Annotated in this window: 11 protein-coding genes; 5 read left to right on the top strand and 6 right to left on the bottom strand. The window is 69.3% G+C overall.

Annotation, left to right across the window (positions count from 1 at the left end):
- Window positions 1–18 precede the first annotated feature (18 nt).
- Window positions 19–801, top strand: a complete 783-nt coding sequence (locus ACTWP6_RS11290; protein ID WP_443187700.1) for a glucose 1-dehydrogenase — start codon at window positions 19–21, stop codon at window positions 799–801.
- On the opposite strand, the gene ACTWP6_RS11285 is transcribed toward ACTWP6_RS11290, so the two are convergent.
- Together ACTWP6_RS11285 and ACTWP6_RS11280 are read right to left on the bottom strand one after the other, a co-directional pair.
- Window positions 794–3,580 (bottom strand): helix-turn-helix transcriptional regulator, encoded by a 2,787-nt coding sequence (locus ACTWP6_RS11285; protein ID WP_443187756.1) that lies wholly within the window; start codon window positions 3,578–3,580, stop codon window positions 794–796. The genes ACTWP6_RS11290 and ACTWP6_RS11285 overlap by 8 nt on opposite strands.
- A 45-nt stretch (window positions 3,581–3,625) precedes the next feature.
- On the bottom strand, window positions 3,626–4,600 hold the full coding sequence (locus tag ACTWP6_RS11280; RefSeq protein WP_443187699.1) for an NADPH:quinone oxidoreductase family protein: 975 nt from the start codon (window positions 4,598–4,600) through the stop codon (window positions 3,626–3,628).
- Window positions 4,601–4,725: 125 nt separating this feature from the next.
- On the opposite strand from ACTWP6_RS11280, the gene ACTWP6_RS11275 reads away from it, so the two are divergent.
- Window positions 4,726–5,703: an alpha/beta fold hydrolase gene (locus ACTWP6_RS11275; protein WP_443187698.1), complete on the top strand. Its 978-nt coding sequence runs from the start codon at window positions 4,726–4,728 to the stop codon at window positions 5,701–5,703.
- On the opposite strand, the gene ACTWP6_RS11270 is transcribed toward ACTWP6_RS11275, so the two are convergent.
- Entirely contained in the window at window positions 5,679–7,022 is a 1,344-nt protein-coding gene (locus ACTWP6_RS11270; RefSeq protein ID WP_443187697.1) for a flavin monoamine oxidase family protein, read from the bottom strand. The two genes, ACTWP6_RS11275 and ACTWP6_RS11270, sit on opposite strands and share 25 nt — an antisense overlap.
- Window positions 7,023–7,122: 100 nt before the next feature.
- On the opposite strand from ACTWP6_RS11270, the gene ACTWP6_RS11265 reads away from it, so the two are divergent.
- Both ACTWP6_RS11265 and ACTWP6_RS11260 read left to right on the top strand, forming a co-directional pair.
- On the top strand, window positions 7,123–8,100 hold the full coding sequence (locus ACTWP6_RS11265; protein WP_443187755.1) for a TIGR03617 family F420-dependent LLM class oxidoreductase: 978 nt from the start codon (window positions 7,123–7,125) through the stop codon (window positions 8,098–8,100).
- Window positions 8,101–8,140: 40 nt separating this feature from the next.
- On the top strand, window positions 8,141–9,667 hold the full coding sequence (locus ACTWP6_RS11260) for a flavin-containing monooxygenase (protein ID WP_443187696.1): 1,527 nt from the start codon (window positions 8,141–8,143) through the stop codon (window positions 9,665–9,667).
- Window positions 9,668–9,675: 8 nt separating this feature from the next.
- Here the strand turns inward: ACTWP6_RS11260 and ACTWP6_RS11255 are convergent, their stop codons facing one another.
- Both ACTWP6_RS11255 and ACTWP6_RS11250 read right to left on the bottom strand, forming a co-directional pair.
- The gene (locus ACTWP6_RS11255; RefSeq protein WP_443187695.1) at window positions 9,676–10,818 is read right to left on the bottom strand and encodes a hypothetical protein; all 1,143 of its coding nucleotides are present in this window, start codon (window positions 10,816–10,818) and stop codon (window positions 9,676–9,678) included.
- Window positions 10,818–11,954, bottom strand: coding sequence for a phosphotransferase family protein (locus tag ACTWP6_RS11250; RefSeq protein ID WP_443187694.1), 1,137 nt, complete (start codon window positions 11,952–11,954; stop codon window positions 10,818–10,820). Before ACTWP6_RS11250 ends, ACTWP6_RS11255 begins: the two co-directional genes overlap by 1 nt.
- Window positions 11,955–12,020: 66 nt before the next feature.
- Between ACTWP6_RS11250 and ACTWP6_RS11245 the strand changes: the two genes are divergently transcribed.
- Window positions 12,021–12,623 carry a TetR/AcrR family transcriptional regulator C-terminal ligand-binding domain-containing protein gene (locus tag ACTWP6_RS11245; RefSeq protein WP_443187693.1) on the top strand — a complete coding sequence of 201 codons (603 nt, stop codon included), beginning with the start codon at window positions 12,021–12,023 and terminating at the stop codon, window positions 12,621–12,623.
- A gap of 21 nt (window positions 12,624–12,644) precedes the next feature.
- Here ACTWP6_RS11245 and ACTWP6_RS11240 read toward each other — a convergent pair whose 3' ends face one another.
- Complete coding sequence (locus ACTWP6_RS11240) at window positions 12,645–13,430, bottom strand: enoyl-CoA hydratase (protein ID WP_443187692.1); 786 nt, start codon at window positions 13,428–13,430, stop codon at window positions 12,645–12,647.

Below are 13,430 nucleotides of genomic sequence, written 5' to 3'. Positions count from 1 at the left end.
TCGAGCACAGGAGAAGTCATGACAGGACGGCTTGCCGGCAAGGTCGCGCTCATCAGCGGCGGGGCCAGAGGCATGGGCGCCTCGCACGCCCGGGTGATGGCCGCACACGGTGCGAAGGTCGTCTGTGGTGACATCCTCGATGCCGAGGGTGGGCAGGTGGCCGAGGAGCTGGGCGACGTCGCCCGCTACGTGCACCTCGACGTCACCCGCCCGCAGGACTGGGATGCGGCCGTCGCCGTCGCGGTCGCCGAGTTCGGGAGCCTGGACATCCTGGTCAACAACGCCGGCATCTTGAACATCGGCACCGTCGAGGATTACGAACTCGCCGAATGGCACCGCATCCTCGACATCAACCTCACCGGCGTCTTCCTCGGTATCCGGGCGGTCACACCGATCATGAAGAGCGCCGGGCGCGGCTCGATCATCAACATCTCCTCGATCGAGGGAATGGCCGGCACCATCGGCTGCCACGGGTACACCGCCACCAAATTCGCTGTCCGCGGCCTGACCAAGTCTGTCGCACTCGAGTTGGGGCCGTATGGAATTCGGGTGAACTCGGTGCATCCCGGGTTGGTCAAAACCCCGATGGCCGACTGGGTGCCCGAGGACATCTTCCAGTCCGCGCTGGGCCGGATCGCCCAGCCGCACGAGGTCAGCAATCTCGTGGTGTATCTGGCCGGCGATGAGTCCAGCTATTCGACCGGAGCCGAATTCGTCGTCGACGGCGGCACCATCGCCGGTCTCGCGCACAAGGATTTCTCCGCGGTGAATGTCGACCAGCAGCCGGAATGGGTCACCTAGGCCCGCCGGTAGGGCCGGTTCCGGTCTGATCGATCCGCCTGCCCAGTTCGGCGCGCGAGCTGATGCCCAGTTTGCGGTAGATCTTCGTGAGGTTGTGCTCCACGGTCTTCGCGCTGATGAACATCGCCGCCGCGATGTCCTTGTTGGTCGCACCGGTCGCGGCCATCTCGGCGACCCGCTGCTCGGACGGCGTCAACTGACTCAGATCCTCGGACGGGGCGACGACCGCGCGAGCGAGCTCGGCCTGTGTCCGCCGTGCCCACAACGGCGTGCCCAGCTCCTCGAATGTCTGCATCGCCGCGTTCAGATTCGTTGCCGCCGACTGCTTCTGGCGTAGCCGGCGCTGCAGCTGGCCGAGCAGAAGCTGGGTCCGGGCCCGCTCGAACGGCATCGGGAGAAGGTCGTGCTCGACCATCGCCCGGTGTGCGACCTGCTCGGCGCCCACCACGTCGCCGAGGGCTGCGAGCAGCATCGCGCGGCACCTTGCGCCGACCGCCTTCATCCAGTGCCGGTCGTGCTCGATGCCGTTCTGTTCCAGTGCGGCGGTGAGGAACTCGGCGTCGTCGAGGCGTCCCGTCCCCACCATCGCTTCGATGACGTCGGGCAGGTGCCACGCATACATCAACTCGGTGGCCGGCGTCCGGCCGGCGTCGAGGAACTTCACGTCCAGCACCTGCAAGGCTTCCCGGTGATTGCCGAGAGACTCCTCCAGGAAGCACAACGTCATCCCCGGCCAGTCGGCGATGTGGGAGGCCTGCCGATTCTCGATGGCCTCGAGCACCCACCGGGCGTCGGCGCGGGCGTCGTCCACCTGCCCGGCGTAGGCCGCCAACGCACCCCGCACGGTCATCGGGATGATCAGCACGTCGTCCCCGCCGAGCTGCTGGGCGCGCTCCACCGCCTCGGCGGCCTCGGTCTGGGCGTCGGCGAGCCGGCCTCGCCACAGATGGTTGATCGCCAAGAACCCTGCGATGGCCATCATGTCGCTCTCGGCCCCGCGCTCGACGCACACCGTGCGCACCGCCGTCAGTTCGTCGTGGGCCTGGTCGAGGCGCCCGGTCCACGACATCCCCAGCGCATGCACGAACGGTGCCCGGAAGATGATCGGCACGTCCAGGCTGCTGTCGTAGAGGTCCATCGCACGCTGCAACGCGTCCTCGTCGAGCCCGTGGCCGCACTGGAAGTTCACATGCACCGACCACGCCAGGGCGGCACTGGTGATGCCCGGTATACCGAGTTCCTCGGCGAGTTTGACCGCGTCGCGAACATACCGGCGGGCGTCGTCGAGCTCACCGATGCTGTTGAGCGCGAACGACAGTCGCAACAGCACCTGCACCAGGATCGCGACGTTGCCCGCCCCGTCGTCGAGCGCGCCGCGCAGCAGCGCGACCGCTTCCGCATGTTGGTTCTCGTACATGCGCACCGTCGCCAGCAGGCTCGATGCCAACGCCCGCAGGATCGGCGGCTCGATCGCGTCGACGCTTCCCAATGCGGCGGCGGCCTTGGCCGTATCCCCGGCCAAAAAGTGATTCTCGGCGGACTTGATGCGGCGCAGTGGGTTGTCGCCGCCGAGCCCGATAGCCAGATCGACCAATTCGGCCGCCGCCGCCGGTGCGCCGCGCGCCCGAGCGGAGTCTGCGGCCTGGTCGAGCGCGGCGAAGATCTCGTCGTCTCCGCTGGCCGAGGCGAGCGCCAGGTGCCGGGCTTTCAACTCGGGCTGGGATTCCAGCGCGCCCATCGTGCGGTGCATCGCGCGCCGTGCCGTCGGCCCGGCGTCGGTGTACACCCCGTTGGCCAGCAGCGGATGGGTGAACCGGACCCGGTTGCCCTCGAGGGTGACGATGCCCGAGGCCTCCGCCGGTCCGAGCCGTTCGGTCACCTCTGCTGCCGAGATGCCGTGGGCCCGCCCCAGCAGTTCCACGGTCGCGTCGGCCACACAGGCGACGCTGAGCAGCATCGACCGGGTCGGTTCGTCGAGCAGACCGATGCGGCGCCGCACCACCTCCGCCAGCGTCGCCGGAAGCGGCGGCTCGCCCGTGGCCGGCCCGTCACCCATCGCATGTGCCAGCTCGAGCGCGAAAAACGGATTGCCGCCGGAGATCTCGGCGATGCGGAGCATCGACGGCCGGGACAGCGGGCGGCCCAGCCGTTCGGAGATCAGCGCGTGCAGCGCACCGGTGGTCATCGGGCGCACGAATATCCGGTCCAACCCGTCGGGCCGGTCCAGCCGCAACCAGCCCGCGGTCGCGCCCTCGCCGGGTGCGCACCGCTCGGTCACCAGCACCCCGAACGGTCCGCGCAGGCGGCGGACCGCGAACTCCACGGCCGCGCGACTCGAGGTGTCCAGCCATTGCGCGTCGTCGATCGCGAGCAACACCGGCGAGTCCTCGGCCAGCGCGTGCAACACCGACACGAATCCGGCGGCCACCGTGCGCTGATCGGTCGGCGGGCCGTCGGCGCCGGCACGCAGTAGCACCCGGTCCAGCGCCAGCCGCTGCAGCGCGGGCAGCGGGGTGAAGTAGTTCTCCTCGACGTCCCCGAGCAGGTCGGCCAGCGCGGCGAACGCCATCACCGATTCCGCCTGTCCGACCCTGGCGGTCAGCACGCGGAAGCCATGTTCGCCGGCCTGCCGAAGCTGGCGCAGCCACAGGGTGGTCTTGCCGATCCCGGCCTCGCCCTCGATGACGAGCCCGGTCGGCTGAGTCGACGCCGCGGCCAGGAAACCAGCAACGCGCGGATCATCGACTGATCGCTCCCCAGCGCCGGACACGTGGCCCATCATCCCAGCGGGCAAAGTCTCGCGCACCATATCGGCGGCATTCCGCTATCGAACCGCGACCACAACCTTGCCCTTGGCGGTGCGCTCCTCCAGCGACGCGATCGCCTCGGCGGCGCGGTCGAGCGGGTAGACCACCGGGTCGGGAGCCGGCACCGCCCCCGAGGCCAGCAACGGCTCCAGGTCGGCCCACTGCTCCTGCAGGTAACCGGGATGCGTCATGGTCCATGCGCCCCAGCCCACCCCGACCGCGTCGACGTTGTTGAGCAGCAGCCGGTTCACCTTCACCGTCGGAATCTCCCCGCCGGTGAACCCCACCACCAGCAGTCGACCGCCCGGGGCCAGCGAGCGCAGGGAGTCGGTGAACCGGTCGCCGCCGACCGGGTCGACCACCATGTCCACCCCGCGCCCACCCGTCAACTCCTTGACCGCGTCCTTGAACCCGTCGGCGAGCACGACGTCGGACGCGCCGGCGGCGCGGGCCACCTCCGCCTTGTCCTCGGTGCTGACCACCGCGATGGTGCGCGAAGCGCCGAACGCGGGCGCAAGACGCAGCGTCGAGGTGCCGATGCCCCCGGCGGCGCCGTGCACCAGCACGGTGTCGCCGGGCTGCAGACGGCCGCGGGTGCGCAACGCGAAATGCACCGTCAGATCGTTGAACAAGATGCCCGCGCCGTCCGTGAAAGACAGTGATTCGGGCAGCTTGAACACCCGCTCCGGCTGCAGCGCAACGACTTCGGCCATCGCCCCGCAGAGCATCGTCAGGCCGGCCACGCGGTCCCCGGGCCGCACGTGCGCGTCGGCGGGCGCGCTGCGCACCACACCGGCGACCTCGGCGCCCGGGATGTAGGGCATCGCCGGCTTGTACTGGTAGAGCCCGCGGGACTGCAGCGCGTCGGGGAAAGCCACGCCGGCGGCGTGCACATCCACCAGCACGGTGGCGTCGTCGGCCGCGGGCTCGTCGATCTCGACGAGCCGGGCGGCTTGCGGGCCCGAGAGTTCGGCTATCTGTATCGCACGCATTACCGGCCTTCCTGATGGTCGTCGCAGACCATTTAACCCACCCGCGGTTCGGCGCCTCACCGGCGGTCTGGCGCGGGGTACAGTCACGTACCCGGCAAAGTCGCCGAAACCCACAGGAGCAGCGCATGGCACGACGGAGCAGCACCCGATCGCGGGGGCGGGGGTTCGCCCCGGCCCAGGCCCTGCCGCCGGGACGCATCGTCGACGTGCGGTCCCGGGACGGTGTGCGGCTGCACGCCGAGGTCTTCGGGCCCGAAGACGGCTACCCCATCGTGCTCGCGCACGGCATCACGTGCGCGCTGCGCGTGTGGGCCTGTCAGATCGCCGACCTGGCCCGTGATCACCGGGTGATCGCGTTCGACCACCGCGGTCACGGCCGCAGCGCGATCCCGCCGCGGCGCGGCGGCTACAGCCTGGATTACCTGGCCGGCGATCTCGATGCCGTGCTGGAGGCCACGCTGGCGCCGGGCGAGCGCGCGGTGATCGCCGGGCATTCGATGGGCGGTATCGCGATCTCGTCATGGTCCGAGCGGCTGCCGCACCGCGTCGAGGAACGCGCCGCCGCCGTCGCGCTGATCAACACCACGACCGGGGACCTGCTGCGCAACGTCAACCTGCTGCCGGTGCCGCCCGCGCTCGCCGATGTCAGGGTGCGCGCTGCGGGGGAGGTGCTGCGCAGGTTCGGCGGAGTTCCGCTGAGCCGGGCCGTCCACCGTCCCAACCGGCGGTTCGTTGCGTCGCTGGCGGTGGGCCGCGACGCCGACCCCGCCGTCGCCGACTTCATCTACGAGCTGTTCAACGCGACCTCGCCGGCCGGGCGTGGCGGCTGGGCGCGGGTGCTCGTCGACCACCTGGGGCCGCGACACATTGCGCTCAATAACCTCACGGTGCCGACCCTGGTGATCGGCAGCACCAAGGATCGGCTGCTGCCGATGGTGTCGGCCCGCCGGATCGCGGCCACCGCGCCCAACCTGGCGAGGTTCGTCGAGCTGCCCGGCGGGCACTGCGCGATCCTGGAACGGCCCGACGAGGTCAACGACCATCTGCGCTGGCTGATCGGATTGGTGACCGGAGCTGTTCAGGAGCGGCGCGCCAGCAGCTGATGCGCCTCGCCGGCGGCACGCAGCCCCGACCGCACCGCGCCGTCGAGGAAACCCGTCCACCGGTCGGCGGTCTCGGTGCCCGCCCAGAAGATCCCGTCGACCGGGGCGCGCAACCACCGGCCGTGGGTCGTCCACACCCCCGGCGGCACCGCTGCGGTCGGTCCGCCTGGTGCGAAAGGCTCTGCGCCCCAACGATGGTCGAGATAGTCGATGGGATGTGCGGCGGAGTCGCCGAACAGTGCGGTGAAGCCGGCCAGCGCGACGTCGCGCCGCTGCTCGGGCGGCAGCGGATCGAACGTGCGCGCGTCGGTGAACCCGAGCAGGATGCCGGGGCCGTCGTCACCAGGGCTGCAGTCGAACGTGATGAACACCGGCCCCTCGTCGGACAGGGCCTCACCGGAGAAACCGTCCCTGCGCCAGAACGGGGTCGGGAAGGCCGCGTAGGCCTTGCTGAGGTGGCCCTGCGGCCAGTGCCGGGCCAGGTCGTCGTAGCCCGGGGGTAACGGCGGGACGAATTCGATCCCGCCGCGGTGCTCGGGAGGGATCGCGACGACGACCGCGGCGCACGTGTGATCGGCACGTTCGGTGCTGACGGTCAGTGTGAGGTCGGCATGCCGGACGATGCGGCGGGCCGGGGAGCCGAGCGCCACACGCTCGCCGAGCTCGTCGGCCATCTGCTCGGCGATCTGCTGGGCGCCGGCCGGGAACCGCTCCTGCTGGGCGCCGCCTTCGACGTCGAGCATTCTGTTCAGTCCGCCCGCGGCCTTGACGTAGCGGACCGCGTGCAGCATGGACACCGCATCGGGTTCGGCGCCCCACGTCACCCGCGCCATGATCGCCATCAGATCGCGGGTCGAGGCGCCGGCGCGCTGCGAACGCAGCCACTCGTCCAGCGACACGGCGTCGAGTGCATCGGCGACCGTGGAGGTCCAGGGTGCCTCGACGGAGACCTTCCGGCAGACCCGTTCGAAACGCCACTGGATACGGGACACGTCCAGCAGCTCGATGATCGACAACCGCGGGATCGTGCTGCGGTAGGAGCGCACCGAGCCGCGCCAGCGGATCAGGTTCTTGCCCCGCCCGTACGTGGGCACCCGGTCGCATCCCAGCTCGGTCGCCAGCGCCAGCACCGCGTCCTGGGTGGGCCCCACGAACGTGGCGCCGAGGTCCACCGGCACGCCGGCGATGCTGCCGGTGTACGCCCGTCCGCCCACCCGGTCGCGTCCTTCGACGATGACGACCTCGTGGCCGAGATGCGCCAGTTCCCGGGCGGCGGCCAGCCCGGCGAACCCCGCCCCCACCACGACCACATCAGCCATGCCCCCATCCTCTCCGCATCTGGGGATTTCGGCGTAAAAACGCGCGTGTGACGACAATTTTCACGTCGGAACCGCACTAGGCTCGCCCGTTGTGCAGGTGATGACCGCGTTGTTCGGCCCCTTGGACGCACTGGACCGGACCCGCGCGCTGCGCGACGCCGGGGCAAGCGGGGTCTTCACCTTCGAGGGACCGCACGACGTGTTCACCCCGCTGACCCTGGCCGCCACCGTCGGCGGACTCGATGTGATGACCAACGTCGCGATCGCCTTCCCCCGCAACCCGATTCACCTCGCGCATCAGGCCGTCGACCACCAGCTGCTGTCCGGCGGGCGGTTCACCCTGGGCCTGGGGACCCAGATCCGGACTCAGATCGAGAAGCGGTTCGGCGCCCAGTTCGACCGTCCGGTGGCCCGGATGCGCGAACTGGTCGATGCGCTGCGGGCGATCTTCGCGGCGTGGAGCACGGGGGAGCGGCTGAACTTCCAGGGCGAGTTCTACCGGCACACGCTGATGACGCCGACGTTCACCCCGCGGGCGAGCTTCGCGCCGATCCCGATCTTCGTCGGCGCGCTGGGCCCGAAGATGACGAGGATGACGGCCGAGGTCGCCGACGGACTGCTCGTGATGCCGTTCGGCTCGAAGCGCTTCCTGCACGAGGTGACGATGCCGCACGTCGACGCCGGACTGGCCGCGGCGGGCCGCGCCCGCGCCGACCTGCAGATCGTTCCCGAGATCATCGTGTCCGTCGCCGACCAGGATCCCGACCACGCCGCCGCCCGCCGCCTGCTGGCGTTCTACGGGTCGACGCCCGCGTACCGGCCGGTGCTCGACGTGCACGGCTGGGGCGATCTGCAGCCCGAACTGCACGCGCTGTCCAAGCAGGGCCGCTGGGACGACATGGGCCGGCTGATCGACGACGACGTACTGCACACCGTCGCCGCGTGTGGCACGCCGGCCGAGATCGCCGCGCACATCGCCGACCGGGTCGCCGGGGTGTCCGAGCGCATCTGCCTCTACCAGCCCGGGCCGATCGCGGTGGATTCGTTGGCCCAGATCGTCGACGCGCTCGCTCGCTGACACCTAGGGTGGTACGGACGCGGACCAAAGGAGGTTGCGGGTGGAGAAGCTCGATCCGGAGACGGAGTTCTCTGACGTTCTGATCATCGGCGCAGGCATCTCGGGGATCGGCGCCGCCTACCGGATCCAGGAGCGCAACCCGCAGCGCACGTACACCATCCTGGAGCGACGGTCCCGCATCGGCGGGACGTGGGATCTGCACCGTTACCCCGGGATCCGCTCGGACAGCGACATCTTCACGCTGTCGTTCCCGTGGGAGCCGTGGAGCCGCCCGGAGAACGTCGCCGGCGGTGAGGACATCCGCAGCTACCTCATCGAGACCGCCCACAAGCACGGCATCGACCGGCACATCCGGTTCGACACCCGGGTGATCTCGGCGAACTGGGATCCCGAGACCGACACCTGGACGGTGCAGACCGAGCAGGACGGGGCGGCACGCACCTACCGGGCCCGATTCCTGTTCTTCGCCACCGGCTATTACGACTACGACCATCCCTACCGCCCCGACTTCCCCGGGTTGGAGAACTTCTCCGGCACGGTGGTACATCCGCAGCACTGGCCCGAGGACCTGGACTACACCGGCAAGAAGGTCGCGGTGATCGGCAGCGGTGCCACCGCGATCAGCCTGATCCCGTCGCTGACCAAAAAGGCCGGGCACGTGACCATGCTGCAGCGGTCACCGACCTATTTGTTGTCCGGGCAGCGGATCAATCCCGTGGTGAACCTGCTGCGCAAGGTACCGCCCCGCAAGCTCGGTTACCGCCTGGCCTGGCTGTACAACGTGCTGTTCATCGTCGCCGTGTACGCGGTGTCGCGGAAAGCGCCGCGCTTCAGTCGCCGCGCGATCCGGGCCGTCGCCAAGCACTACCTGCCCGAGGGCTATCCGGTCGACACCCACTTCAACCCCAGCTACGACCCGTGGGATCAGCGGCTGTGCCTGATCCTGTCCGGTGATTTCTACGACGCCATCGCCGCCGGCCGCGCCGATGTGGTGACCGACCGGGTCGACCACATCGACGCCACCGGCATCGTGCTGCAGTCGGGCGGCCGCATCGACGCCGACGTGATCGTCACAGCCACCGGTATTCAGTTGCAGGCCCTCGGCGGGATCACGGTCAGCGTCGACGGCGTGGAGGTCAAGCCGGCGGACCGGTTCGTCTACAAGGAGCACCTGCTCGAAGACGTGCCCAATATGGCCTGGTGCGTGGGCTACATCAACGCGTCCTGGACGTTACGCGCCGACCTGACCGCCCGTGCCGTGGCGAAGCTGTTGGCCTACATGGATTCTCACGGGTACACGCACGCCTACCCGCACCTGGGCGCGACCCCGATGACCGAGAAGCCGGCGTGGAACATCAACGCGGGCTACGTGCACCGCTCCGGGCACGTGCTGCCGAAGTCCGGGACGCACCGGCCGTGGAACGTGCGGCACAACTACGTCCTCGACGCAATCGACCACAGGCTCGACCGCATCGAAGAGTCCATGGTGTTCGGGCGTACCACGCCGGAACCGCCCGTGGCCGACGCGCTTGCGCGCGACGAGCTGCTGGAGGGCAACGTCGGCTGAGGCCGGCGTTACGGCGCGACGGTGAGCCAGTCGGCGAATCCTGAGGGGTCGTGACGGCCCAGCGCGCCGTGCTCGAACAGACCCCAGCCCTCCCGCTCGGTGCCGTCGGCGTCCCGGCACACCGCCCGGCCGACGTGGTCGATCACACCGAAGCCGGCCCGGCCGATGATCGCCGGGTCGTTCATGTCGTACGTCAGACGCTCGGTGAAACTCTCGCCCTTCCACATCCCGTGCAGCCAGTCGGAGTCGCCGCCGTAGCCGCCGCCGACATGGATGGGCACGGCCAGCCTCGATTCGACGTCGAAATGCACCGGGCTGCCGTCCAGGGCGGTCGCCTCGATCGTGGCGCCGGTCGGGATCCGGGTGCCGGAGCGGTAGTGGATCTTGACCCGCGGCCAGCCCAGCTGCTCGACCCGGCCGTCCTTCCAGATGCGGGTGCAGTCGTTGAGCGAGCGGAACCCGTGCGGGTCCTCCTGCATGATGATCACGATGCCGAAGTCGTCGAACGCCATCGGCACGTACAGCCACCACATGCCCTCGAACGGCGGGTCATCGGGCCGGCCCGGCGGTTCGGCTTCGCCGACCGGCCGGATGCCCCACGACCGGTCGCGGGTGCCGATCCATCGGGACGGGTCGACCGTGATGTCTTGACCGTCGATCGCGAGCTGACCGCTCCATGCGCCGACCTGGGCGAAGCGCTGCGCATCCAACGTCACCCGGTTGCCGCGCCGCATGATGTGCGGCTGCTCCTGCACGACGTCGAACAGCCCCTCCCAGGTGAGATCGGCGGCGATTCCCTCGGTTTCGTCGAGGATGATCCGCAGTCTGCGCAGCGGCTCGATGACCTCGACGCGGTAGTTGCCGACACGCTGGTTGAGCCGGTCGGCGTCGATGGCGTCGGACAGATGCACCGCGGTCTGGGTGTCGCCTCCTCCGCCGTAGGTGCCGCTGTCGCGGCGGGAGACCAGGAAGAACGCGTCCTTCACGCCGAGGTTCGGGTAGTAGCCGATGCCGGTGATCAGGAAGATGTCGCCGGTGCGGTCGTGGGCGTTGAAGTACGACCGGTCATAGAAGTTGCGGTCCGAGGACCCGGGCCAGGCGATCGGCGCAGGAACCTGGTGCACCGGGTATTCGTCCATGGGTCCGAGCATCAGCCGGCCTCTCCGATCAGTCGTTTGAGCAGGGATCCGTGGTAGAACAGCGTTTCGATGTCGGCGGGTTTCTCGATTTCGCCGAAGTGCACACGACGGGCCCCGGTGCGCATGAACACACAGCACCACACCACCGCGGAGTAGACGTGGAACCAGCGCAGGTCCCCGACCTCCACACCGGTGAGCTCCCGGTAGGTGGACCGCACGTCGTCCTCCCGCAGGAAGTCGGGCATGCCGGGCAGCCCGGCGAGCTTGGTCAGCTCCTGGAATACCATGTGCGCGAAGCTGATCCAGGCCAGGTCGAGCTCGCGCGGGCCGACGGTGGCCATCTCCCAGTCGAGGACGGCGACGGGTGAGAAGTCGCGGTACATGACGTTGCCGATGCGTGAATCACCCCAGCACAGAACAGGTTCGGTAGCAGCGACGTCGTCGGGGAAGTGGTTCTCCAGCCACGTCAGCGCGTGGTCGACCAGCGGTGAGCGGCCGATGTCGGGGACGCTGAACTCATACCAGTGTTTCAGCCAGCCGAAGTGACGGTGCAGCGCGGTCTCGCCGGGCGGGTCGACGTCCTGCAGGAAACCGAACCTCTGCTGGGCGTCGGGGATCGAGTGCAGCTTGGCCAGCACCTCGACGGTGCGGTCCTGAAGAAGGCGCTGTTTTTCGGGGGTGGCGTCGTAGAGCCAGTTGTCCCCGAAGGTGTAGGGCATCACGTCCGGAGGCACGATGCCTTCGATACGGTCCATCAAAAAGAACGGCCGGCCCAGCACGGCGCCGGTGGGTTCGAGCCAGCGCACCGGCGGCACCGCGACGTCGGTCAACTCGGCGACCAGTCTCATCACCTCGTGCTGATGGTCGAGACGGTAGTGTTCGAACACGGGGATGTCCGCTTCGGCGGGTGCGACCCTGGCGACCCAGTTCTGCTCGACCGGTTTTCCGTCCTGCAGCCACCGCCCCTGCAACAAGATCGTTTCGGAGGACATCCCGTTGGCATCGACACCGCTTTCCACGGTGATCTCCGGCGTGGTGCCGGGCAGCAGCGTGGACAGCCACTGCGACAGTGCCGCAGGCACATCCGACATGTCCCGGCTGGAACGCTGGAGTCGGTCGACGTTGTCGACGGCTGGTTCGCTGGTCACAGAGATGGTCCTTCCCGCCACGGCGCGGTCACTGCACGGCTCTAATACGATACCGTGGGTAGCGATATGAAAACAGACCCGTCGCCGGGTGACAAGACCGCGGGCGCCGGTCGCCCGCGAGATCCGCGTATCGACGCTGCCATACTGCGCGCGACCGCGGATCTACTTGTCGAAATAGGCTATTCGAACGTCACGATGGCCGCCGTCGCCGAGCGGGCCGGCACGACGAAAACAGCCCTGTACCGGAGGTGGTCGAGTAAGGCCGAGCTCGTCCACGAGGCCGCGTTCCCGGTGACCCCCTCGGCGATGGACACCCCGCCCGGAGACATCGCCGCGGACCTGCGCGCGATGATCCAGGCTGCGCGCGACGTCTTCACCAGCCCCGTGGTGCGGGCCGCGCTGCCCGGACTGATCGCCGACATGTCGGCCGACGCCGAGCTCACCGGTCGGGTCGCGGAGCGCTTCACCGACCTGTTCGGTGCGGTGCGCAGCCGGCTGCACGGCGCCGTCGAACGCGGCGAGGTCCGGCCCGGCGTCGACCCGGATCGGCTTGTCCACCTCATCGGCGGCGCGACGCTGCTGGCGCTGCTGCAGACGCCGGACGACCTGGACCACCCGTCGTGGGTGGACAGAACCACCGACATCCTGCTTCACGGCATCGTCACTTAGCCGGTCCGCGAGCAGATCGGGTCAGGCAGAGCCGATCTGGTTCTTATTGCGCCGGGTGACCGCGCTGAACCGGTCGCCCAGGCCTTCGAGATCTTGCGAATCGCGGTGCTGGGCGAACGCGATCTCCTCCTCGGCCGCCAGCGCCGGGTCGGTCACCGCGGCAGCCCCGGTCGTGTAGATCTCCTTGAGGCTGCGCATCGTCGGCCCCGGCACCTCCGCGATCTGCGCGGCCAGCTCAATCGCCCGGCCAAGCAGACGCTCGTGCGGCACCACCTCGGTGACCAGCCCGATGCGTTCGGCGCGTGCCGCGTCGACCACCTCCCCGGTCATCGACAGCCGCCGCGCCATCGCCGCCCCGACAAGCTGCGGCAGCCGCGCCGTCATCCCGCCGCCGGGCAGGATCCCGACCCGCGCGTGGGTGTCGGCGAACACCGCACGCTCAGAGGCGATCAGGAAGTCGCACCCGAGCGCCATCTCCAGCCCACCGGTGAACGTCGCGCCGTTGATCGCGCCCACCACCGGGGTGCGCATCTGCGCCACCGCTGCGATGCAGCTCTGCGAACGGAATTCGGAGAAGTATGAAAGTCCTTCGCGCGCAGCCTCTTTGAGGTCCACCCCGGCGCAGAACGCCGGGTCGGCACCCGTCAGCACGACCGCGCGCACGGTCTCGTCGGCGTCGGCTGACGTCAGGGCCGCGTAGGAGGCGCGGATCAGATCGCGGCTCAGTGCGTTCCGGGCAGCCGGGCGGTTCAGGGTGAGCACCCGCACGCCGTCGCGGTCGGCGGTCAACACCAGCTCAGAAGTCAT

The sequence above is a fragment of the Mycobacterium sp. 4D054 genome (assembly GCF_052245755.1).
In the GTDB taxonomy this organism is placed as follows: Bacteria; Actinomycetota; Actinomycetes; order Mycobacteriales; family Mycobacteriaceae; genus Mycobacterium.
The sequence above is the reverse complement of the archived record's forward strand: the minus strand, read 5'-3'. Positions and strand labels throughout refer to the sequence as shown.